This window comes from Shewanella hanedai (assembly GCF_007197645.1).
Classification (GTDB): Bacteria; Pseudomonadota; Gammaproteobacteria; order Enterobacterales; family Shewanellaceae; genus Shewanella; species Shewanella hanedai.
In genome coordinates this window covers 64,552-89,084 of sequence record NZ_VKGK01000022.1, presented here as the reverse complement: position 1 = coordinate 89,084, position 24,533 = coordinate 64,552, and the positions used below count along the sequence as shown (strand labels likewise).

At 44.5% G+C, this 24,533-nt stretch carries 19 protein-coding genes; 13 read left to right on the top strand and 6 right to left on the bottom strand.

What is annotated here, in order from left to right:
* Window positions 1-51: 51 nt before the first annotated feature.
* From FN961_RS17120 to pepQ, 3 genes are all read right to left on the bottom strand, one after another.
* Window positions 52-1,509 (bottom strand): TrkH family potassium uptake protein, encoded by a 1,458-nt coding sequence (locus FN961_RS17120; RefSeq protein ID WP_144041396.1) that lies wholly within the window; start codon window positions 1,507-1,509, stop codon window positions 52-54.
* A gap of 108 nt (window positions 1,510-1,617) precedes the next feature.
* Complete coding sequence (locus tag FN961_RS17115) at window positions 1,618-2,235, bottom strand: YigZ family protein (protein ID WP_144041395.1); 618 nt, start codon at window positions 2,233-2,235, stop codon at window positions 1,618-1,620.
* 154 nt (window positions 2,236-2,389) lie between these two features.
* A complete protein-coding gene (pepQ, locus tag FN961_RS17110) occupies window positions 2,390-3,709 on the bottom strand; it encodes a Xaa-Pro dipeptidase (protein WP_144041394.1) in 1,320 nt (439 codons plus the stop codon).
* A gap of 254 nt (window positions 3,710-3,963) precedes the next feature.
* Between pepQ and fadB the strand changes: the two genes are divergently transcribed.
* The 7 genes from fadB (at window position 3,964) to FN961_RS17075 (ending at window position 12,917) form a co-directional block, all read left to right on the top strand.
* Complete coding sequence (fadB, locus tag FN961_RS17105) at window positions 3,964-6,114, top strand: fatty acid oxidation complex subunit alpha FadB (protein ID WP_144041393.1); 2,151 nt, start codon at window positions 3,964-3,966, stop codon at window positions 6,112-6,114.
* A 21-nt stretch (window positions 6,115-6,135) separates the two neighbouring features.
* Entirely contained in the window at window positions 6,136-7,299 is a 1,164-nt protein-coding gene (fadA, locus tag FN961_RS17100) for an acetyl-CoA C-acyltransferase FadA (protein WP_144041392.1), read from the top strand.
* 129 nt (window positions 7,300-7,428) lie between these two features.
* Window positions 7,429-7,926, top strand: a complete 498-nt coding sequence (locus FN961_RS17095) for a GNAT family N-acetyltransferase (RefSeq protein ID WP_144041391.1) — start codon at window positions 7,429-7,431, stop codon at window positions 7,924-7,926.
* Between the two features lie 43 nt (window positions 7,927-7,969).
* Window positions 7,970-8,437 (top strand): Cys-tRNA(Pro) deacylase, encoded by a 468-nt coding sequence (ybaK, locus tag FN961_RS17090; RefSeq protein ID WP_144041390.1) that lies wholly within the window; start codon window positions 7,970-7,972, stop codon window positions 8,435-8,437.
* 152 nt (window positions 8,438-8,589) lie between these two features.
* Window positions 8,590-8,835: a sulfurtransferase TusA gene (gene tusA, locus FN961_RS17085; RefSeq protein ID WP_144041389.1), complete on the top strand. Its 246-nt coding sequence runs from the start codon at window positions 8,590-8,592 to the stop codon at window positions 8,833-8,835.
* Window positions 8,836-8,887: 52 nt separating this feature from the next.
* A complete protein-coding gene (locus tag FN961_RS17080; protein WP_144041388.1) occupies window positions 8,888-9,355 on the top strand; it encodes an MOSC domain-containing protein in 468 nt (155 codons plus the stop codon).
* A gap of 337 nt (window positions 9,356-9,692) precedes the next feature.
* Complete coding sequence (locus FN961_RS17075) at window positions 9,693-12,917, top strand: amidohydrolase family protein (protein ID WP_144041387.1); 3,225 nt, start codon at window positions 9,693-9,695, stop codon at window positions 12,915-12,917.
* A 326-nt stretch (window positions 12,918-13,243) separates the two neighbouring features.
* Here FN961_RS17075 and FN961_RS17070 read toward each other — a convergent pair whose 3' ends face one another.
* A complete protein-coding gene (locus FN961_RS17070; protein WP_144041386.1) occupies window positions 13,244-13,807 on the bottom strand; it encodes a DNA-3-methyladenine glycosylase I in 564 nt (187 codons plus the stop codon).
* Between the two features lie 282 nt (window positions 13,808-14,089).
* Here FN961_RS17070 and glyQ point away from each other — a divergent pair, with 282 nt between their 5' ends.
* Entirely contained in the window at window positions 14,090-14,995 is a 906-nt protein-coding gene (gene glyQ / locus FN961_RS17065) for a glycine--tRNA ligase subunit alpha (RefSeq protein ID WP_144041385.1), read from the top strand.
* A gap of 11 nt (window positions 14,996-15,006) precedes the next feature.
* Complete coding sequence (glyS, locus tag FN961_RS17060; RefSeq protein WP_144041384.1) at window positions 15,007-17,076, top strand: glycine--tRNA ligase subunit beta; 2,070 nt, start codon at window positions 15,007-15,009, stop codon at window positions 17,074-17,076.
* Between the two features lie 131 nt (window positions 17,077-17,207).
* On the opposite strand, the gene FN961_RS17055 is transcribed toward glyS, so the two are convergent.
* Window positions 17,208-18,284 (bottom strand): HDOD domain-containing protein, encoded by a 1,077-nt coding sequence (locus tag FN961_RS17055; RefSeq protein WP_144041383.1) that lies wholly within the window; start codon window positions 18,282-18,284, stop codon window positions 17,208-17,210.
* A 151-nt stretch (window positions 18,285-18,435) separates the two neighbouring features.
* Between FN961_RS17055 and pxpB the strand changes: the two genes are divergently transcribed.
* From pxpB to pxpA, 3 genes are read left to right on the top strand one after another with little or no spacing between them, the layout of a single operon-like run.
* Window positions 18,436-19,119 carry a 5-oxoprolinase subunit PxpB gene (gene pxpB / locus FN961_RS17050; RefSeq protein WP_229814717.1) on the top strand — a complete coding sequence of 228 codons (684 nt, stop codon included), beginning with the start codon at window positions 18,436-18,438 and terminating at the stop codon, window positions 19,117-19,119.
* 56 nt (window positions 19,120-19,175) lie between these two features.
* Window positions 19,176-20,069 (top strand): 5-oxoprolinase subunit C family protein, encoded by an 894-nt coding sequence (locus FN961_RS17045; RefSeq protein ID WP_144041421.1) that lies wholly within the window; start codon window positions 19,176-19,178, stop codon window positions 20,067-20,069.
* Window positions 20,070-20,123: 54 nt separating this feature from the next.
* The gene (pxpA, locus tag FN961_RS17040) at window positions 20,124-20,861 is read left to right on the top strand and encodes a 5-oxoprolinase subunit PxpA (RefSeq protein WP_144041382.1); all 738 of its coding nucleotides are present in this window, start codon (window positions 20,124-20,126) and stop codon (window positions 20,859-20,861) included.
* A gap of 11 nt (window positions 20,862-20,872) precedes the next feature.
* Here pxpA and FN961_RS17035 read toward each other — a convergent pair whose 3' ends face one another.
* Complete coding sequence (locus FN961_RS17035) at window positions 20,873-23,602, bottom strand: choice-of-anchor B family protein (RefSeq protein WP_144041381.1); 2,730 nt, start codon at window positions 23,600-23,602, stop codon at window positions 20,873-20,875.
* Window positions 23,603-23,775: 173 nt separating this feature from the next.
* Here FN961_RS17035 and FN961_RS17030 point away from each other — a divergent pair, with 173 nt between their 5' ends.
* Complete coding sequence (locus FN961_RS17030; RefSeq protein ID WP_229814716.1) at window positions 23,776-24,531, top strand: MbnP family copper-binding protein; 756 nt, start codon at window positions 23,776-23,778, stop codon at window positions 24,529-24,531.
* Window positions 24,532-24,533: the final 2 nt, after the last annotated feature.

Below are 24,533 nucleotides of genomic sequence, written 5' to 3'. Positions count from 1 at the left end.
AATCTTTCGCTAACGTATTTAAGTGCAGCTAACCGGTAAAAGTTGCCAGCCTTAGTTTTTCCAAAATGTGGGGGTAAACAGTACTAATAGAGTGAAGACTTCGAGGCGACCAAACAGCATGGCCATTAACAACACCCATTTCTCACCATCACCGATACTGGCATAGTTACTCGCCACTTCACCTAAACCGGGACCTAGGTTATTTAAGCAAGCTGCCGTGGCACTAAAGGCGGTAATGTTATCCATTCCCATGGCCATCAATAACAGCATACACAGCACAAAAACTAAAGCATAGGCGGAAAAGAAGCCCCATACCGCATCGATTATTCTATCGGGCAGTGCTTTATCACCAATACGAATCGAGAACATTCCACGAGGATGAACCAGTCGTTTCAGCTCTCTCGACCCTTGCTTTAGCAGCAAGATCATCCGTATGACCTTAATACCGCCGGCGGTAGAACCACCACAACCACCGATAAAGCTTGAGAAGATGAGTAGCATAGGTAAAAACAGCGGCCACATATGGAAGCTCTCGGTGCCGAAACCTGCGGTTGTCGAGATAGATACCGCCTGAAATAACGCGAAATCTAAGGTCTCTTCAGGAGAATCATAGATCCCCGAATGATATAGAGTAGCGAAACAGATCCCTGTTAACACCAGCTGCACTATGATCAATGCTTTAAATTCAGCATCTTTAAAGTAGATCTTAAGGTTGATACCACGCCGAGTAAACGCAGCAAAATGCAGGCTAAAGTTAAGCGCAGCGATCAAGAGGAATACCACACAAACCATGTTAATGGCGGTGCTATCGAAGTACCCCATACTGGCATCATGGGTTGAGAATCCGCCAATGGCGATGGTCGAAAATGAGTGACAGATAGCGTCGAAAACATCCATCCCCGCAACCCAATATGCAAACGCACAGGCGATTGTCAGAGCAAAATAGATGTACCACAATGCCTTGGCAGTCTCAGCAATACGAGGAGTCATCTTACTGTCTTTAACAGGTCCAGGCATTTCAGCCCTGTATAGCTGCATCCCTCCGATACCTAACATAGGCAGGATAGCCACGGCTAATACAATGATCCCCATACCGCCTAACCACTGTAATAAGTGGCGATAGAACAAAATAGCCTTAGGCAGGGAGTCCAAACCAACAATCACCGTAGCCCCAGTTGTGGTCAAGGCTGAAAATGATTCAAAGAAGCTATCTGTAATACTGAGATCCGGTTGGCTGCTAAAAATAAATGGCACTGCACCTATCGAGCCAAGTACGCCCCAGAAAAGTACGACTAACAGGAAACCTTCTCGAGTACGAAGATCTTTTTTATGATGACGATTGGGATACCAAAGCAGGAAACCAAGAAACAGACTGAGGAAAAATGCCTGTATAAAAGCAGTACCACCACCATCTTTATAGATCACCGCAACCAACGCAGGTGGAAGTAGTGTCAGAGAGAAGAGTCCCATTAAGAAACCGGTGATTCTTATTATTGTTCTATATTGCATTCAGATTTTGTAACGCCCGTTATCCATAATGTGGCAATTCGGCCACCCTACTAGTTTCTCACAAAATTGTAACCCTTCACAGAAACAAATCACTGTTCTTAATTACGCTTAGTTCACCTCAAAGCTAGCCGCTAAACTGCCTTGGCTCATGGTCGCCAAATCCCGATTTAACTCTGTTTGAAAGCGTTTGGGAATGGCAAAATTAACAGTGACCTGTTCCATAAAGTCTCGCTCCTCTACCACAGCATCGTATTGAGCAAGAAGATACTCAACATCTTTTAACTGGGCATAGTCACATACGAGCAAGCCGGGATAACGGACCTGTTTCACTTGAGTTTGTAACTGGGTGAGCCCCTGTTTTATGCCTGAACTATAAGCCCTGACTAATCCGCCCACACCTAACTTAGTGCCGCCGAAATAACGAACCACAACGGCGCCAATTTCGCCGACATTCGCTCCCTGTAAAGTCGCCAACATCGGACGACCTGCGCTCCCTGATGGCTCACCATCATCACTGGATCCCATCGCCACTGTATTGTCAGGTTGCGATGCAACAAAAGCATAACAATAATGGCTTGCACCTGGATAATCAGCTTTTATATTAGTAAGTGCACACTTCAATTCTTCATATGACTGACAATGGAAAAGAAAAGAGATAAAGCGACTATGCTTTATCTCTTCTTCTATGATCAATTCAGCCGACGGGATCTGATAACTATCGGTCAATACCATTCACCTTTTCTAAAAACAAGCACATACAATCATCGTTTATTACCATCCAGTATTCCTATAAACATCAATCCAACGAGCTTTTTCCATCTCTTGAGCAATAATCTGTTTCGCCACGCAGTGGCCTAAATAGCAATGCGAAGCAGTGGTATTAATCTAAGCCACAATCTCGAGTCATATTCTCATTTCGATCGGCGTGAACAATCACGTTATCTTCTATTCTTATCCCACCAAAAGGACGCAACAGATCAACTGTCTTCCAGTTAACCACACTCTTCCTAGCATCGAGTTTTAACTCATTTAGCAGGGAATCAATAATATATAGCCCCGGCTCAATAGTGAGCACTTGGTTCGTAGCTAAAGTACGTGTGCATCGTAAAAAGGGATGTGCATCTGGTGCTGCAATATGCGTCCCACGTTCATCGTGAAGGAAGCCGCCCATATCATGAACCTGAAGCCCCAACATATGACCCAAACCATGGGGAAAGAAAACACTGGTGATCCCTTGGTCAACTAAGTCTTGTGGATCACCCGAAGCGATATCGAACTCCACTAAGATTTTGGCTATTTTTTGATGAGTCGCAATATGCAGATCCACATACTTAACACCTGGACGCATCATCGCCACTATCTCTAGCTGCAACTTATCCATCGCGGCAATGAGCTCACTAAAGATATTTTTCTCAAAAGCATACGTGCGGGTGATATCAGAAGCGTATCCTGAAAAATTAGCGCCAGCGTCAATAAGGAAAGAACGTCTGGTATCCGGGCGTAAATGCTCTAGCTTGGTGTAGTGCAAAATAGAAGCATTTTCATTTAAAGCAATGATGTTGCCATAAGGGACTTCATTTTCCCCTTGGTTAGTCGCCGTTAAATACTCCTGCTGGATCTCAAACTCACTGCCGCCATTAAAGAAGGCATTTCTTGCGGCAATATGCCCTTTAACGGCAATTTCATTAGATTTGCGCATACAGACTAATTCGTATTCTGTTTTGCTCGCTCTATGGTAATGCAGATAACTCATCACAGCATCAGGATTACGCATCTTAAAGCCAAGCACTTCTGCTACATCTAAGTGCTCACCAATATACGCCCATTGGCCAATGTCATTAGGCAGTAAATCAGCGACCTTATCAGCCTTGGTGAGCAACTTAATGTCGACATGCTCAGCCCAGAAGGCAGAAGGAAGCTCCGCAACCTTATGCCAGAAGTCTACCGGACGATAAAAGATTAACTGAGGTTTATCCCGACCATTAACAAGCAACCAACAGTGAGGGTTATCTAAGATCGGCAACCAAGCTTTAAAGTGAGGGTTAACTTTAAATGGATAGTCCAGATCATCGAGAAACTGTCGATGAGGCTGACCAGAATGAATCACCAAACCGGACAGGTTTTCACGTGAAACAATCTCTGCAACACGATGATTTAATTCTGCTATATGAGATTGAAAATGACTAGCCAGCTGATCCATATGCTATACCTTATTATTAATTTTAATTCTGTAAATCGAAAGCCAACTCTTTCACTAGAAACAGTTTAACATAAAGCATAAAAATCACTCCACCTAGACAACAATCAAACAGCTGTTTAAATTGGGTGTTGTAATTTGATTCGATTCGTCGCACACTGAGCAGTAACTGGTCAGTTGATGGCCTGCGCTGAGATAGAGAAACAACCCTACAGTCATAATAATCCAGACGGGTATCACGCAAAAGGAAGCACGCAATGATCTACCAAAGTACTACCATTCAGGTTGAGTTACTTGAAGACAATATTGCTCGGTTATGCTTTAACGCTGCCGGCTCTGTCAACAAGTTAGACAGAGAGACGATAGATTCACTCAATGCTGCATTAGACGCGATTAAGCAAGAGACTAGCATTCAAGCCCTTATCCTAACTTCAGCAAAAGGTGCTTTTATTGTCGGTGCTGACATCACTGAATTCCTCGGTTTATTTGCTCAAGAAGAGAGTGTACTCCTTCCTTGGATTGCCGAAGCGAACGATGTTTTCAACAAAATTGAAGACCTGCCATTTCCAACTATCTCAGCCATTAACGGTTTTGCATTAGGCGGTGGCTTCGAAACAGTACTCACAACCGATTTCCGTATTGCTGACACCACCGCTAGATTGGGTCTACCAGAAACGAAGCTGGGACTAATCCCAGGCTTTGGCGGAACAGTCCGCTTGCCTCGCCTAATTGGTGCCGATAACGCACTTGAATGGATCACAACAGGTAAAGATCACAAGCCGGAAGCAGCCCTAGCAGTAGGCGCTATCGACGCCGTCGTCGCACCGGAAAACTTACAAGCAGCGGCAATTGCCATGCTAAAAGATGCCCTTGCAGAGAAATTAGATTGGCAGTCTCGCCGAGCTAAAAAGCAGGCGCCACTGAACCTACCAAAAATCGAAGCCATGATGTCATTCGCCACAGCGAAAGGCATGGTATTTAAGATTGCAGGCAAGCATTACCCAGCCCCTATGTTGGCTATTAGCGTGATTGAGCAAGCCGCCGGAAGCGGTCGTGCCGATGCACTAAAAGTTGAGCATCAAGCGTTTATCAAGCTTGCTAAAACCGATGTAGCTCAAGCACTAATTGGTATCTTCCTTAACGACCAACTCGTTAAAGGTAAAGCAAAGAAAGCTGGTAAACTGGCGCAAAAGATTGATACAGCAGCAGTACTTGGCGCTGGCATAATGGGTGGCGGTATCGCTTACCAGAGCGCCAGCAAAGGCACGCCAATTGTCATGAAAGACATTGCACAGCCAGCTCTCGAACTTGGCCTAGGCGAAGCATCTAAGTTACTTGCTACGCAAATTAAACGTGGTCGTTCAACGCCAGAGAAAATGGCTAAAGTACTCAACAACATCACCGCGACACTTGATTATGCACCAGTAAAAGATGTCGATGTTGTGGTTGAAGCTGTAGTCGAGCATCCAAAAGTTAAATCCATGGTGCTTGCTGAAGTTGAGCAACATGTATCTGATGACGCTATTCTCACCTCAAATACATCAACAATCTCAATCAACCTACTCGCTAAGAGCCTTAAGAAGCCTGAACGCTTCTGTGGCATGCACTTCTTTAATCCAGTACACAAGATGCCTCTGGTAGAAGTTATTCGCGGCGAACATAGCTCTGAAGAGACTGTCGCATCGGTAGTGGCTTATGCCAGCAAGATGGGTAAAACCCCAATCGTTGTTAATGACTGCCCAGGTTTCTTCGTCAACCGCGTACTCTTCCCTTACTTTGCAGGCTTTAGTGGTTTGCTTGCAGATGGTGCTGATTTTGTGGCTATCGATAAAGTCATGGAGAAGCAGTTCGGTTGGCCTATGGGCCCAGCTTACCTACTCGACGTAGTCGGTATCGACACAGGTCATCATGCTCAAGCTGTTATGGCTGAAGGCTTCCCTGATCGTATGGGTAAAAATGGCAAAGATGCTATCGACATTATGTTTGAAGCAGATCGCTTCGGACAGAAGAACAGCAAAGGTTTCTACGCATATTCAGTAGACCGCCGCGGTAAGCCAAAGAAAGATGTCGACCCAACTAGTTATAAGCTATTAGGCAACGAATTTGGTGAACTAAAAGCGTTTGAATCCGATGAAATTATTGCTCGTACTATGATCCCTATGATTATCGAAACAGTTCGCTGTCTCGAAGAAGGCATTATTGCAACGCCAGCTGAAGCGGACATGGGACTTGTATTTGGTCTTGGGTTCCCACCATTCAGAGGCGGTGTATTCCGCTATATCGATACGATGGGTGTAGCTAACTTCGTTGCTCTTGCTGATAAATATGCTCACCTAGGTGGCCTATATCAAGTAACTGATGCTATGCGCGAACTTGCCGCTAATAATGGCAGCTACTACCAGGTTTAATAAGTGGGAAGGAATAGAACAATGAAACAAGCCGTTATCGTAGATTGCATTCGTACTCCCATGGGCCGTTCTAAGGCTGGAGTATTTAGAAATGTACGTGCAGAGACACTCTCAGCAGAGTTGATGAAAGCACTATTGGTTCGAAACCCAAAGCTAGACCCTAAAGATATCGAAGATGTTATTTGGGGTTGTGTACAACAAACACTAGAGCAAGGCTTCAATATTGCTCGTAATGCCTCGATACTTGCTGGCATTCCCAAAGAAGCTGGCGCGGTTACCGTCAACCGTCTTTGTGGTTCATCTATGGATGCACTTCACCAGGCAACGCGTGCCATCATGACTGGCCAAGGTGATACTTTCATCGTTGGTGGTGTTGAGCATATGGGTCATGTCCCGATGAATCACGGTGTCGATTTTCACCCAGGCCTTGCCAATAATGTCGCAAAAGCGTCTGGCATGATGGGACTTACCGCAGAGATGTTGGGCAAGATGCACGGTATCACTCGTGAGCAACAAGATGCGTTTGCAGTACGTTCACATCAACGCGCTCATGCAGCAACCGTTGAAGGTCGCTTCGCTAACGAAATTCATCCAATCGAAGGCCATGATGCTGATGGCGCGCTTATCTTAGTCGAGCATGACGAAGTTATCCGCCCTGAAACCTCGATGGAATCTCTTGCAGGCTTACGCCCAGCATTTGACCCTGCAAACGGTACAGTAACTGCAGGAACCTCTTCAGCACTATCAGATGGTGCTTCAGCCATGTTAGTGATGGAAGAGGAGAAAGCAAAAGCTTTAGGCTTGCCAATTAGAGCACGTATTCGCTCTATGGCTGTTGCTGGTTGTGATGCAGCAATTATGGGTTACGGTCCAGTACCTGCAACCAAGAAAGCACTCGAACGTGCAGGCTTAAGCGTAGATGACCTTGATGTTATCGAGCTCAACGAAGCCTTTGCAGCTCAGTCGCTCCCTTGTGTTAAAGACTTAGGTTTGATGGATGTGGTTGATGAGAAGATCAACCTCAACGGTGGCGCTATCGCTCTAGGTCATCCACTGGGTTGTTCTGGTACTCGTATCTCAACAACGCTAATCAACTTGATGGAAGCCAAAGATGCAAAATATGGTTTAGCGACCATGTGTATTGGTCTAGGCCAAGGTATTGCGACGATATTTGAACGTCCATAAACGACACAGATATTTGAAGTAACAAAACGGCAAGCTCAATGAGCTTGCCGTTTTTGTTTCTGACCAATAGACACAAGTTAACCGCAGCGTTATTGTTATTTCAATCAACGAATAACACAGGCAATAAATATGGACATTAACCTACTTCACGACAAACCAGACTTCATCCCCCAGATCGCAAATTGGTATAATAACCAGTGGGGAGATATCGATGATGGCGCTGGTTTACAAAATCGTGATACTGCCGCATTAGCGATTAAATTAGCCGATTACCTCAATATCGACACAGTGCCACTTATGCTAGTCGCAACTAAAAATCGTGAGCTAGTCGCAGCAGCTCAATTACGTTTCCAAGAGAATAAAACCTACCCTGAGAACTCACATTGGTTAGGTGGGGTTTACGTATCTGAATCTCATCGCGGCAATGGTACTGCTCGCACTCTAATAGAGTCTATCCTCAGCAAAGCTAAACAGTTGGGCATTCAGCAGCTATATCTGCAAACAGAAGATCTCTCAGGAGGACTTTATAAAAAGATGGGCTGGCAGGCAGTAGAGGAGGTAAAATACTGTGGAGTTCATGTATTAATAATGCAGTTAGATTTAATACCAATCAATATAAGAAGTTGATCTACTCAGAGTGTTTTTTGGCAAACTAATTCAAGGCGAATCGATGACACCGGCAATTAATAGTTTAAAGCGCGCCAAACTTGATTATAAAATTCATGAGTATCACCATGAAACCAACGCGGGTGCCTATGGAATAGAAGCCGCGACTAAGTTAAATCTCGATACTGCTTTGGTGTTCAAAACCTTAGTTGCCAAATTGGACAATGAAAAGCTGGTTGTCGCTATCATACCAGTAGCAGAAAAGCTCAGTATGAAACTACTCGCAAAAGCGGCAGGTACTAAAAAGGCTGCCATGGCATCGGCTCAAGAAGTCGAACGCTCTACCGGATATGTGCTCGGAGGTGTCAGTCCTCTCGGACAGAAACGCCCCCTCGTAACTTATGTCGACATTTCAGCCCAGGCACTCGAGCAAATATATGTCAGTGGCGGAAAGCGCGGCTTAGATATCGAACTCGCTCCAGCTAGCCTTCAACAGTTGACCAAAGCACACTTCATCCCTATTACGGTTTAGCATCTAAAATGTTCCACGTGGAACACTGACTCAGTCTAATCAATTAGCACATGGATAGGTTCACAAAACACACAGCCAAACTTGCATCGTTTTACGGCTAGCGTAATATTAGCCACCACTGTTACAGCGATTTTGGCAATTAGGCTAAACACATGAGCGATCCATTTTCACAAGCGCAACACCAACTCGATGCAATAGGGCTTAGGTGTCCTGAACCTGTCATGATGGTACGCAAATCCGTGCGTAAAATGGCACAGGGAGAAACATTGCTGATCATCGCAGATGACCCAGCCACAACTCGTGACATTCCAAGTTTCTGTGAGTTTATGGATCATAAACTTCTCGCTAGCCAAACAGCAACAACCCCGTACCAATACTTGATCCAAAAAGGTTTATAGGCGAACCTAAGCTTTCAGCACTCAATAGAATATGAAAGCAGCAGGAGCTCAAATGCCAACACTATCAGCGATAGGATTTAAGCCAATCAGACAAGGTCCAATGACGCTGGTAGATACAGCTCAAGTCACTAAGTCTGCAGGCGTAGAGCAAGACTTCTTTGGCCGTCCCGGTAAACGACAAGTCACAGTGATGTCACAAGAGCAGTGGAACATTGTCTGTTCAGAGGTCAGTGTCGAACTTCACTGGACTACCAGACGCGCCAACTTACTGATCAAAGATTATAGTTTCTCGGCTGCGGACAAAGGCAAGCTATTAAAAATTGGCGGCTTAGAATTAGAGATAACAGGTGAAACCGATCCGTGTAAAAAGATGGAGATTGCACAAGCTGGTTTAGAGAAAGCACTCACACCAGATTGGCGAGGTGGTGTCACATGTCGCGTCTTGAATGATGCACAAATATCTCAAGGTGATGTGGTCACCATTGCAGACGCCCCACAACAACTCTCGTTTATCGACTAGTTTTGCACAGAATAGATCGGTAGCAAATATACCAAGGGTATTTGTTACCGAGTTAGTCCCCACCCCATTCTCCAAGCAACATTTTCGTTAACAAAATTACTACACGGTTTTTGTTTTACTCAACTGCTAAATATGCGATAAATAACCTCAAAAATTAACTTGTATACAGAATACAGATTAATATCGCGACAAATAATAACAATTCAAGTGATGTTCTACCGAACAGTAAAATCAGCACAAGTTTAAAATTCATAACATCTCTAAACAGCAGCCAATAATGCAACTTAAAATAATAAGGCTGACTCAAGAAATAACTACAATAAGGATCAGGGACTCAATGCTAAAAAATACATTAACCCCGCTGTGTGCAGCAATCGCACTTAGCTTTAGCTTACCTTCATTTGCCGAGGAAGCATCAGCAGAAAAAGTGGCTGAGTGGCAAGTCAACGCCCCAGCCAATGCTCCACTACAACAAGTCGATATCAATGTGACTGAAGGCACCTGGATGAATATCAGTGTCAGCCCTAACGGTGAGAATATCGTATTTGATATGTTAGGTGACATCTACCAGATGCCGATTGAAGGTGGGGAAGCTAAGGTAATAGCAAAGGGTATCGCATGGCAGATGCAACCCGTTTACAGTCCAGACGGTAAGTATATCGCCTTCACCTCGGATGAGGATGGTGGTGATAACATCTGGATTATGGAAGCCGATGGCAGCAACGCAAGAGCAGTAACCCAAGAAACATTCAGACTGTTAAACAGCCCAGCTTGGAGTCCAGACTGTCAATACCTAGTCGCCCGTAAACACTACACAGGATCTCGTAGTTTAGGTGCCGGTGAAGTCTGGATGTACCACGTTGCAGGCGGTGAAGGTATCAAGCTTACTGAACGTCCTAATGAACAGAAAGATCTTGGTGAGCCAGCTTACTCCCCTGACGGCCGTTACATCTACTTCAGCCAGGACGCCACTCCAGGTAAGACGTTCCACTATTCAAAGGACTCAGTCAAAGGCATCTACAAGATAAAACGCTATGACACTCAAACCGGTGACATAGAAGTGCTCATTGAAGGAACCGGTGGTGCAATTCGCCCCACTCCAAGTCCTGATGGTACTAAGCTTGCTTATATCAAACGCGATGGCTTTCAATCCTCCTTATACCTGCTTGACCTAAAGTCAGGTAAAACCGAAAAGCTCTATGGCAAACTTGATAGGGATATGCAGGAGACATGGGCTATCCATGGTGTCTACCCAACCATGAGCTGGACCAATGACAACGAAGAGATCGTCTTCTGGGCTGGCGGCAAAATTAATAAGCTCGATGTTGAATCAAAGACCGTTAAACAGATCCCCTTCTCAGTTAAAACTAAACTGGATGTTCAGCCATCTGTTCGTTTCACACAAGACTTAGATCAAGATAGCTTTGATGTGAAGATGCTCCGAATGGCGCAAGTATCACCTGACGGTAAAAAGGTTGTCTATGAAGCGCTTGGCAAGCTTTGGGTTAACTCCCTATCTAACGGAAAATCAGAGGGTAAACGCAGCCGTCTGACCAAGCTAGACGGTGATCTTAGAGAGCTGTTTCCTCAGTGGTCTCGCGATGGTAAAAGCATTGTATTCACCACTTGGGATGACGAGAAGCAAGGTAGCGTTCGTGTCGCTAACGTCAGAAACAAACGAGTTAAAACCTTAACTAATGAACCAGGAAAATACGTTGAGCCGACCTTCTCACCTGATGGTTCATTTGTAGTTTACCGCAAGGCCAAAGGCGGCTACATCACGCCAAGGACTTGGTCACAGGAAACAGGACTTTATAAAGTCGATATAAAAGGTAAGCAAAATACTAAGATCACTCCTGACGGTTACCAACCACAATTTGGTGCAGAATCAGATCGTGTTTACTTTATGGATCATGGTGAAACTCCAGAACTAGCATCCATTAATCTAGATGGCTTTCAAAAGCGGGTACACTACACCAGCAAGCACGCTACTGAATTCCGTGTATCACCAGATGGCAAGCAGCTTGCTTTCGCTGAGCGATTTAAAGTTTGGGTCACCCCCTTCGCCAAACACGGTGAGACAGTCAACATAGGCCCCAAAGCGAATAACCTTCCGGTTACTCAACTGAGTGTCCGTGCTGGTGAGAGCATTAGCTGGAACAACGATAGCGACCAACTTTACTGGACCCTAGGCCCAGAGCTTTATCAAGTTGATGTCGACACCGCTTATAGCGCGAAAAAATCAGATGACAAAGATAGTGAAGCCAACAAGGCAAGTGAGCCTAAAATCACTGACCTTGGCTTTACCCAAAAAGCCGATGTTCCACGTGGAACAATTGCTTTTGTCGGTGGCAAGATCATCACCATGGAAAACGATAAGGTGATCGATAATGGCGTAGTGATAGTCAAAGACAATCATATTTTGACCGTCGGCGACGCTGATACTGAAATCCCAAGCGATGCACAAGTAATAGATATTACCGGTAAGAGTTTAATGCCTGGACTGTTTGATGCACACGCCCATGGCGCACAAGGTGAGAGTGAGATTATTCCTCAACAGAACTGGAAACTTTACTCTAACCTCTCCCTAGGTGTGACAGCGATTCATGATCCATCTAACGATACCACTGAAATATTTTCCGCTGCTGAACAGCAAAAAGCAGGCAATATTGCAGGACCGCGTATTTTCTCTACCGGAACAATTCTCTATGGTGCCAACGCGCCAGGTTATACCTCTCACATCGATTCACTTGAAGATGCAAAATTCCATCTTGAACGTCTGAAGAAAGTGGGCGCATTTAGCGTTAAAAGTTACAACCAACCTCGTCGTGATCAGAGGCAGCAAGTGATTGCCGCAGCACGAGAGTTAGAGATGATGGTCGTACCCGAAGGTGGAAGTTTACTGCAACATAACCTTTCGATGATCGCAGATGGACACACAGGCATTGAACACTCACTACCTGCTGGTGCAATCTACAATGACATTAAACAGTTCTGGAGCCAGACCGAAGTTGGCTATACCCCAACTCTCGTTGTCGCTTACGGCGGGATATCTGGTGAGAACTATTGGTATGACAAAACTGATGTTTGGGCTCATCCACGACTTTCAAAATTTGTTCCGAGCGACCTATTACAAGCTCGTTCAATGCGTCGACCTACTGCACCAGATGAACATTATAACCATTTCAACGTGGCACGCGTTGCCAACGAGATGAACGATTTAGGCATTAAGCCAAACATCGGTGCTCATGGTCAGCGTGAAGGATTAGCAGCTCATTGGGAGATGTGGATGTTTGCCCAAGGTGGCATGAGTAATCTCGAAGTACTCAAAACAGCAACGATCAACCCAGCTAAACACTTTGCGATGGATCATCAAATTGGTTCAATCAAACAAGGAAAACTTGCCGACCTTATCGTGATCGATGGTAATCCACTTGAAGATATTCGAGTAACAGATCGTGTTACTTACACTATGGTCAATGGAAAACTATACAACGCAGAAACCATGGATCTTCTCAATGGGGATGAGACTAAGAGAAAACCGTTCTTTTTTGAACTTTAATATCTATTTTTAAATTTAAAATCTGGCTAACTTTACTGCCAAATTTATATTTTAGGAAAATTATTTTTTAAGTTAAAAAGCTAAAAAATAATTTAAATTCAGCTCCGCTGTTTAAGAGATTTACGTGAAAGTAAAAGGAGTGTTCCACGTGGAACACTCCTTTTTTGTTTTTTGGGGTAACAGATAAAGGCAAAGTACAAAAAATGCTAAGAGGATGGATCCTGAAACGAGTTCAGGATGACGGCTAAGAGAGAAAATGACAGTTATTTAACCCTCACCCCTTGAAACTAAACGAGGAGCTCAACAATCGATACGAGTTCTACTTTCTAGCACTTACCATAACAAAAGCAGTCTGTTGTATGATCATTCACCATTCCAACCGCCTGCATGAAAGCATAACAAATTGTTGGACCTACAAAGTTAAATCCTAGCTTTTTCAGAGCTTTAGACATAGCTTCAGACTCTGGAGTCTGAGTCGGAACCTCTGACATTCCACGAAAAGTGTTAACTATGGGTTTTCCACCAACAAAGCTCCACAGGAACTGAGAGAAATCATCACCATTTGCCGTATAACTCATATACCCACGAGCGTTTTTGATGATCGAGTTTACCTTTAATCGATTACGTACTATCCCTTTATCCAATAATAGTGATTCAACTTTCTCTTCATCAAACTTAGCAATAATCGACGGATCGAAATTAGCAAAAGCCGCTTCATAAGTTTTCTGTTTTTTCAGGATAGTGATCCAAGACAATCCAGCCTGTTGCCCATCGAGACAGAGCTTGGCGAATAACTCCTGACTGTCGTAAACGGGTCGCCCCCAAACCTCATCATGATACGCTTGATAGATATCATCATCGCCAACCCAGCTACAACGTTGCATTTCCATGGTAAATAATTCCAAAAGTGACTAGATGAGATAAAAAATAACCTACATAAGAGTTGTGATACAAGCAATACCCAAACGAATTCAATAAGCGATATCTACAAAGGAGCAAGCATTCTCTGAATAACTGCCCAGTTCCGCTAACCTACAGGCGTTCTGAAACTCGCATCTTGAGGCTGTTTGGGTATATAATTGAAACCATTTTTTCAATTTCCAAGCTATCTCTGCATGCTCAAATGGCATTAAAGAGAGGTTGGTATCATCCTGACGGCGTATATAGTAGACATGACGACGAAACATGACGTAAAGACATTCCAAGGGTTCATTTTTACCCTGCAGGAATACTGGGCGCAGCAAGGTTGCGCAATCGTTCAACCTCTAGATATGGAAGTTGGTGCCGGTACTTTCCACCCACAAACTTTCTTACGTTCATTAGGCCCTGAGCCAATGAGCAGTGCTTATGTACAACCATGTCGCCGCCCTACTGATGGACGTTATGGTGAAAACCCTAACCGTCTACAGCACTATTACCAATTTCAGGTCGTGTTAAAACCGTCTCCTGACAATATTCAAGAGCTTTACCTTGGCTCTCTTGAAGCACTTGGTGTCGACATGAATGTACATGATGTACGTTTCGTTGAAGATAACTGGGAATCACCGACTCTAGGCGCTTGGGGCCTAGGTTGGGAGATCTGGCTAAATGGCATGGAAGTGTCACAATTTACTTATTTTCAACAGGTTGGCGGACTTGAATGTACACCGGTTACCGGCGAGATCACCTATGGTCTTGAGCGTCTCGCGATGTATATTCAGGAAGTTGATAGCGTTTATGATCTTGTGTGGACTGATGGTCCTATGGGCAAGATAATGTATGGCGATATCTTCCATCAAAATGAAGTTGAGCAATCAACGTATAACTTCGAACACGCCGATGTAGATGTGTTATTTAAGATGTTTGATGACTGTGAAGTCGCCTGTCAGCGTCTATTGGCCCTCGAAAAACCATTGCCTCTACCTGCTTATGAGCAAGTGATGAAAGCCTCTCATGCATTCAATCTTCTTGATGCACGTCATGCTATTTCAGTGACCGAACGTCAGCGTTATATTCTACGCGTTCGCACTATGGCTAAAGGCGTTGCTGAATCATATTATCAAGCCCGTGAAGCTCTTGGCTTCCCAATGTGTAAGTAGAGGTACATAGAATGAAATTTGAAAACTTACTCATTGAAGTTGGTACTGAAGAACTACCTCCTAAAGCCCTGCGTAAACTCGCTGAGTCTTTTGTTAGTAACTTTACTGATGAGCTAAATAAAGCGGAACTAAGCTTTGAATCTGCAGTTTGGCATGCAGCGCCTCGCCGCTTGGCTTTTACCATAAACCAACTGGTTTTGGCACAAGCTGACAAGGTCGTAGAGAAGCGTGGTCCGGCGATTGCTCAAGCATTTGATGCTGAGGGTAACCCGACTAAAGCCGCTATGGGCTGGGCTCGTGGTAACGGCATTACCGTTGAACAAGCTGAACGTCTTAAAACAGATAAAGGTGAGTGGTTACTGCATCAAGCTAAAGTTGTTGGTGTTGAAACTAAAAGTCTTATCAGTGACATGGCACAACGTGCATTAGATAAGTTACCTATCTCTAAACCTATGCGCTGGGGTAGCAACAAGACGCAATTTATCCGTCCTGTTCATACTGTGACGATGCTACTGGGTAGCGAGATAGTCGAAGGTGAGCTGCTTGGCATAAAGTCAGCACGCGTTATCCGTGGACACCGGTTCATGGGTAAGAAGAGTTTCGAACTGGATCATGCTGATAACTACCTTTCTGCACTGAAAGAGCAAGGTATGGTACTGGCTGATTATGAAGTGCGTAAAGCGATTATCAAAGCCGATGCAGAAGCTGCTGCAGCCAAAATTGGTGGCGTTGCTGACCTAGAAGATGCACTGCTTGAAGAGGTCACCTCGCTAGTCGAATGGCCTGTCGTGTTAACAGCTAACTTCGAAGAAAAGTTCCTCGATGTGCCTGCTGAAGCCTTGGTTTACACCATGAAAGGTGATCAGAAATACTTCCCAGTATTTGATAAAGAAGGACAATTGTTACCTCACTTTATCTTTGTGACAAACATCGAATCGAAAGATCCTCAGGTGATCATATCGGGTAACGAGAAAGTGGTTCGTCCACGTCTTGCCGATGCTGAGTTTTTCTTTGAAACCGATAAAAAAGAGTCGCTGGAATCGCGTCTTGCTAGCCTTGAAACCGTCGTGTTCCAGAAGCAACTTGGTACTATCAAGCAACGTGTCGAGCGCATCTCTGAGTTGGCTGGTTATATTGCCACCAGCATAGATGCCAATGCAGAAGAGGCTTCACGCGCAGGTCTACTTTCTAAGTCAGACTTAATGACGAACATGGTTATGGAGTTCACCGATCTTCAAGGCACCATGGGCATGCATTACGCTCGACTAAACGGTGAAACTGAAGCCGTTGCTGTTGCACTAGAAGAGCAATACAAGCCTAAGTTCTCTGGCGATACAGTGCCTACAGCGCCTATCTCTATCTGTGTGGCGTTGGCTGAAAAGTTAGATACGCTAGTGGGTATATTTGGCATTGGACAAGCACCGAAAGGCGCTGCCGATCCATTTGCACTTCGTCGCGCCGCTATTGGTGTGCTACGTATCTGTCTTGAAAATAACTTGCCGCTGGATCTTGTTGACCTTATCGCTAAGGCTCAAGCACTTCATGGTAGCAACTTAACCAACGACAAGACCGCTGAACAGGTACTTGAGTTCTTTATGGCTCGTTTCCGTGCTTGGTATCAAGATCAAGGCGTTAGCGTCGATGTGATTTTGGCTGTATTGGCTCGTAACCCTACCGCCCCAGCAGACTTCGATAGCCGTATCAAAGCCGTCGCACACTTTAGAACCCTTGAACAAGCCTCTGCACTTGCAGCAGCTAACAAGCGTGTGTCTAACATTCTAGCGAAGGTAGAAGGTGAGTTGGCAACGGATATTAGTGCTGAATTACTTGTAGAAGGCGCTGAGAAGGCATTAGCAGCCAAGCTGAATGAACTTCAGCCACAGCTGGCACCTCTATTTGCTGCTGCAAACTACCAAGAAGCCCTTGTGCTACTCGCTGGATTGCGTGAAAGCGTCGATACATTCTTTGAAGATGTGATGGTAATGGCAGATGATGAAGCATTGAAGAATAACCGTTTAGCGCTACTTTCTAGCCTACGCGAGCAGTTCTTACATGTTGCTGATATCTCATTGCTGCAATAAGCTTCGAGTGAAGTAATAAAAAAGCCTCAGCTAACGCTGGGGCTTTTTTGTATCCTCTAACTTGGATAGAGATGGAGAAAAAATATCCCTGAACACCAAGAATGACCTAGGAGTGGTTTGTGTCGCTCTTTTTAAAACTCTTTTAACTTTTCATGGTAGATATCGAACTGCTCACGAGTAATACCAGCATCAATAAGTAATGTGTTTAAACGCTCCTCCTGTAATTGATTTGCTTCAAACAACATAGAACACTCGCTGATTAGATTTGCGCGCCAAACGGCTAATGGCAAACAATCAGACGGCTTTGTGTCGCACTCAGCGAGTTGAGTTAAAGAGGTTTCAAAAACTTCGGGTAACATCCAGTGCTTTGCCAATAAAGCACTTAAGTTCAGTGATTTGGTTGTCATCACCTGCTTAAACAATAAAGATTTAGGCTGCTCGCCAGGCTCGGCCTGATGAAATGCATCTAATAACATCTTAAATATCGCAATTTTACCGACATCATGGATCAGACCCAACATAAAAGCCGTATCAGGGTCACTTAGGCTTAACTCTGCAGAGAGATAGGACACTTGCTTAGAATGACGCCATATTTGAGAACCAAAACGACGATAATAGATCGGTTTTACTCCCGTCACCTCTCCCATAAGACACGTCATAACGAGTCTCCTTATCTCCTCCCGACCAAGTTGAACGAATGCTTGTTGAAGACTCGAAACCTCTTTATCAGAGCGCTTAAAGCCTGGTGAATTACACAGTTTAAGCACTTCAACACTTAATAATGGTTTTGTCTTAAAGACCTCAAGTATTGTACTAATCTCAACACTATCATCCTTAAGGTTCTGGTCGAGAACCCCCAACTGACTTGGCAACTTCAACACCTTTTCAGCAATATCTTCTGGACTAGTCAGCGCCTGCTCAACATCAGAGATAACTCCCCTCTCGAGATTATTCACGGTACCGGCATCAACACCACCTTGAGATGGAAAAAGCATGCCGTAAAACAGAGCTGAGACATCAAGGCTATCAACCTGATTAACGGCTTCCTGACTAACAACTTCAATAGGTGGGCGTAAAGGTTCCGGTACTGTTTTCTTCGGCGTGGTGGCAACCTTTATAATTCCGGGGGCACTAGAAAAACTTTTAGGTTTATCTAATGAGGCTTTATCTCTTACATTAAAGAGCTTCTTAATTATTCGTTTAACCAATTGGGACACCCGCTCATCAATTTACTAATAAAAAGTATAGTTCAGGAGTGACCGTTTTCTAGATAAAACCATTTCAAGCTTGTTTTCTACACAACAAATACCGACACTATAAATTAAGCCACAAGAGACTGAAATAGAGTGAAATAGGCAGATGATGACAAACACCAACCTTACGGTGTATCGCTTAGGAGAGAATGCAATCGTGTTGGATTGCAGCAAGCTTTTTCCTGAGTTTTCTAAGCTAAACATCCAAACTCGTATTTGGGAATTAGCCAAGCAGTGCAGTAAAAGCCTAGAGTTTCAGGATATTGTGCCGGGCATGAATAACCTCACCCTTTTTTTACACGACACTACACAAGTAACTTTTTGGTTAAGTGTGATAGAAAAGCGATGGCACAGCACAACAGGACTTAACGTATCAGGCCCTACGATAGAGATCCCAGTGCTCTACGGGCGAGAATATGGACCAGATTTAGATGCAGTGGCAAGACGCCACCAGCTAGACACAACAGAGGTTATCCGCAGACACTCAGCCCCTGAGTACACAGTACTTTTTCTCGGATTTCAGCCAGGGTTTCCTTATCTCGATGGCCTTGATTCTCGCTTAACAACTCCGAGACTCAGCACGCCTAGATTATCGATACCTGCAGGTTCTGTTGGTATTGGAGGCAGTCAGACGGGTATCTACCCCGCTGATGCCCCGGGTGGTTGGCAGCTTATCGGTCGCACTAACATTTCGCTTTTAACGCCTGACTTACCAGCAACACCAACCCTACTCGCACCTGGGTACAAGGTTCGCTTTACTCCCGTCACTAGCTTAGAGTTCACCTCATAATGATAACCTCTCAAGAGTCTTCAACGAATAGACAACAGCCTTTAGCTAACGATGCGATTATAAAGGTGATCACACCCGGTCTATTTAGCTCTGTTCAGGGATTAGGCTTAAGCGGATACCGACATTTAGGCATTCCCTTCGGCGGTGCTTTGGATCGCCAAGCACTGATTTTAGGCAACAGGGTTTTAGGTAATCCAGACAGTACCCCAGCACTCGAACTCACCTCCGGACAGGTCGAGCTAAAGTTTACCCGAGATGCTTGGTTTGTACTTACCGGCGCTCAATACCGGATCGCAATCGACGGGCGAGATATTTGGCATAGTTGGCGTAATAAAATAAAAGCTGGAGAAATCTTAACGCTACGTGGACCAAAGTCAGCAATGCGTGCCTACCTAGCTGTAGATGGTGGAATTCAACCAACTCAACAAAACACAACACTACAAATAACCAAACAACTTGCCAAAGGTGACTGCTTGCGACTGGGGTCAGCGTTAAGCATAGCCAAACCGATTGGTGCGGTTCAAAGGGGTTACTCTAACGAGATTCGTGCTCTGCCGGGTCCAGAGATGTCATTGTTTACTCCACAATCTCGCAAAGCCTTCTGGAGTAACGCGTGGCAACTGACAAATGACAGCAATCGAATGGGAGCAAGGCTCGCTGGTGAGATTTTGTCGCTCACTAAGCCACAAGAACTCAACTCCCACGCAGTGATGCCTGGTGTTGTGCAGGTGCCGCCATCAGGACAACCGATCGTACTGCTCGCAGATGCACAAACCACAGGTGGCTATCCCAAAATGGCGACGGTGATTGAAGCTGATCTGTGGAAAGTAGCCCAAACTCGGCCTGGTTCAACAGTGCGATTTATCCATGTCAGTCCCGGGCAAGCTGATGATGCAAACTATGAATGGCAACAATATTTCTATCGCCTACAAAGGGCCATTGATGCATGATTCATATTGCCAGTTACCCAATCATAGAAAGTCCATCGATGAAAAGGCGCGCCCATGCAGCTGAACAATAAAGGTTACCCAATAGACCTTAATGCCGATCTGGGAGAAGGAGGACAATACGATGATGCACTGCTTGAAATCGTCACCTCTGCCAATATTGCGTGTGGCGGTCATACTGGTGATCAACACAGCATGACCCAAGCCGTAATGGCTGCGTTGAAAAATGGCGTTAAAATCGGTGCCCATCCCAGTTATCCCGACCCAACCAATTTTGGTCGCAAATCGATGGATATCTCAAATACGGAATTACGAGAGTCTATACTCGAGCAAATTAATGCATTGAGGGCTATCTGTGAGCACTTGGGCGCTAGAATGTTCCACGTGAAACCACATGGTGCTTTTTATAACAACGTGGCTAAAAACGAGGCTATGGGGCTTGTGTTGATTGATGTCATTAAGCAGATAGACCCCACACTGAATTTAGTCGTCTTAGCAGCAAGTCCATTGGTTCAACAAGCTAGGTTAGCAGGGCTCAAGGTTATCGAAGAAGCCTTTGCTGACCGAACTTACCTCAATGATGGATCTCTAGTCCCTCGCAGCGAAGAGGGAGCTGTGATACATGATGAACAACTCGCGCTTGAGCAGGTTAAGCAATTCATTCAGCGAAAACCAATAATCACCGTTGATGGTCACCCCTTAATCATTAACGCCGACACCGTCTGTATTCACGGTGATACAGAGCAAGCATTGGATTTTGCCAAAAACATCAGCGCTTTACTGACCCCAAATTAAAAATAGCAAGATTAGTTTAACTCTCTCCTTCGCAATCCCGTTATCAGTGATAACAACAATAGGGTCAACCAAGTGAAAGCTCCACCACCCGAGCTACCCGGTTTAGTTGGAGGAACAACCGCAGCCTTTACTTGAATTGTTACCGTATCTTGTGAGCTTGCCCCAAGTGAGTCTGTAGCGGTAACCCTAAAGTTTAAACTGATATCTTTATTGGGTGCGACAAATGTAACTTGAGCCACATTATTCGCCGAAAGAGCAACAGTATCACCGCTAGTTTGTAACCATTTAAAACCAACAGAATCATTTTCAGCATCGGTTGCTGTTGCTAACAGAGTGACAGTCGCACCAGCATTAACATCGCGGTTTTCACCCGCATTGACCGTTGGAGCTGTATTGGCTCGATCATTATCAACTAAGGTCACCGCTAAACTTGCTACCCCAAGCGCACTACCATCAACACTTTTAAGCTCTACCTTAAACTGCTCTACACCTTCAACTAAACTATCTTCAATAGGGGTAAGCGTTATTGTTTTAGCATCACCATCTCCGTCAGCCCAAACTAATTGCCCACTGGTATCGGCGATATCGTCACCAACGACAGCGCTTCCACTCACTAAACTGTAATCAAGCTTTACCTCACCAGAACTTCCCCTAAGCCTGACCACTGAAACATTAGTAGCACTATCACCTTCGTTTAAGCTCTTACTCGATTCAGCGAAACCTAACACGCCGGGTTGTGCTGGGTTCGCTCCAATTCTTAGGGTGTGGTAACTAGGTGAAGAGAGGGTTAACCCACCTTGTGGATCAAACAAGCGAACAAATACCAATAACTGCTTATTTTGGCCACTATCAATGGTATTCACAGTAATGCTCTTACTGGCGTTATCGGCAGCGCCCCAGTTTAAACGGCCAACAAGCGGTGCAAAATCTCGATTGATAACACCTGAGCCGCCTAAGGTTTCATAACCCACACTAACAGCACCAGTGCCAGCGGGTCTATTAACGGTAATCGTCACACTTTCACCTGGAGACAATATAGATTCTTTCGAAGAGAATGAACTACTGCCATAAAGTTTGCTTTGGGTATTATCTTTGAGCACATACAAACCACTTGTGATATCACTCGCCAATATCAAACCAGAAGGCAGATAAGGATACACGCCCCACACACCATTAAACGCATTGCCATCCGATGCGGGAAAGGTATCAAAATAACCTATATCTTGAGGGTCTGTAGGATCACTGATATCCAAAATCGTCACACCACGTTGATAATTAGACATGTAATAACGGTTTCCGCGCACATAGCCATTATGATCAATCGCTTTCGTTGGACCAGACCATACTTTTACCAGTGAGGGAGCTTTAAGATTATCGAGGTTAAAGACCCGCAACGTGGTATTAAGACCCCGTCTTTGCTCATCTAACTCATCATGAACAAACACATAACGCTTATCTTCACTCCACCAACCTGAATGCACATACTCTGCATTATCGTAGGTAACATCGGCCAACTGTGTTGATTCTGATAGCCCTGTGATATTCCATAAACTCATAGATTTCTCATTAAAATCCATCAACACAGTGCACAAAGCAGTTTGGCAACTAGACTGAGCTCGAGAATCTCCCACAACCATAGAAGCGGCATCATGGGTATAATTAGAGCGATTGGCTCCAGTATGAGGAAACAATGAGGTGAGTTTTTTAGGGTCGTTTAATCCATAAGTTTTAAATGCTCCACCTTCGTTGCTTTGACCCACTATGTGCAGCGCTGGAGATAAACCGTCCATTGCGGTATTGGTTGTGTAGTCAACATGGCTAATATAAACATTGTGTGCCGAACTGACCGCCCTATCGGTGGCTATTTTAGAAATAGAACTAGGTAACTGGCTCAAATCAATAATGTGCACCTGATCAGCTGTATCATCTGATACGACATAAGCATGTGCCTCCCAACGTAAACTGACATCATCAAACCATTGGTATACTTTTATATCTCTCCATGTGGTCGCGATTCCAGAAATGACTCCCACTTCGACTGGATTTTCAGGGTCAGCTAAGCTGACAACCGCGGTACCATTTCTTAACCCAATCAAGGCATATTCAGTGCCGGTATTAAGATCAACGTGACCCCAAATATCATTTGCTGTCGATGGAGAAGAGGAAAAGTCACCCAACGCCATGTGAGACACAAGATCGATATTTTCGCAGTTAAAACTCCCCGATTTACCCTGCTCACATGCTTGGCTACTATGGCTTTGCTGTAACGAGTTATGCGCATCAAGCATGTCATCAAGCTCAATCCCATACTGACCAATACCGTCTGAAATCACTTTGAAACCCTTAAGCCTGAGTGCATCAGCAAATTCAGTTGGCACTCCAACAAGCACAGTTTTGTTCAGTTGTGGGGCTTGAGACAGGTAATGATCAAAGCGGTTATAGCCGCCCATCACAGGAACAATGCCACTAGTAAGTAAAAAGATATCTTCAACATCTTTGAGGTGATATTCACCATCGGCCACTAAAACACGATCGCCTTTATTGGCATGTTTTACCGCATAGGCGATGGTTTGACATGGACGTAAAACCTTATCACATAAGCCAATATCTTCACCTTGATTGCTCACAAAGCGGGCTTTGTCGTGCTCTGAGTGCGCAACTGCATAGTTACTGACCAAACAACTACTTAGGATAAGAGATACCGTTCTAAGTACTCTACTTACCAATAATTTAGTAGCCATATTAACCTCTATTTTTATTATCTGGGTTAGTGCAACTAACCCAATAGATGCAATTAACCTCGTTTTTTTGTAAGCTCAAAACCTAACACACAAGCAACACTAAAGTAACAATGATAAATACTAAGAAGAGATGCTTTATACCTTACTTGCCAGGGGTGAAGAGCTTATTCACCATGATAATCAGCCTGTTGCTTTTAACGGGGTGTAACCCTAAGCCAACGACGCTTCCTATAAAATTAATGTGGGGAGATCAGGTGATAAGCTGCAATCAAACTCTACCGGGGTTACCTCAATGGCGTCTGGAAAATATTCAGTTCTATCTCAGTGAGTTCAGCAATAATGGCCAAGTAGTTTATTTAAGCGATGAAGGCAATGACACTCAACAAAAAAACGTCGCCCTTATTGGATCGAATTGTCAGTCTGACGGGCAGTGGCAACTCCTATTCGAACAAGCCCTCGTGCCCGGAGAGTTTAGTTTCAGTCTTGGAGTGCCTTTTACCCTTAATCATCAATCGCCACTCACCAGCAAGTCACCTCTGAACCAAAGTGACATGTTCTGGACGTGGCAAATGGGGCATAAGTTTTTCAGGTTAGATCTGGCTAAAAAACAAATAGAGAAAAGGGATACAGATAGAAACCTGCAAACGGGTTGGCAGTTTCATTTAGGTTCGACAGGGTGTAAATCTGCTAGTGTCATGCGTTCACCAAAACAAGCATGTGCATATCCTAACAGACCTAGATTCACGTTAACTTATCAAGGTGAAACCGGCTTAGTGCTGGATCTTGCTCCTCTCCTGTCAGATATTTTAAATAAACCAGAACTCACAGAAAATTCCTGCATGTCAGACCCACACACGCTTATCTGTAAAGCGCTATTACCTAGAATAGGCATCAATGGCACTTCCAAAATATGGTACTGGCAATCATGAAG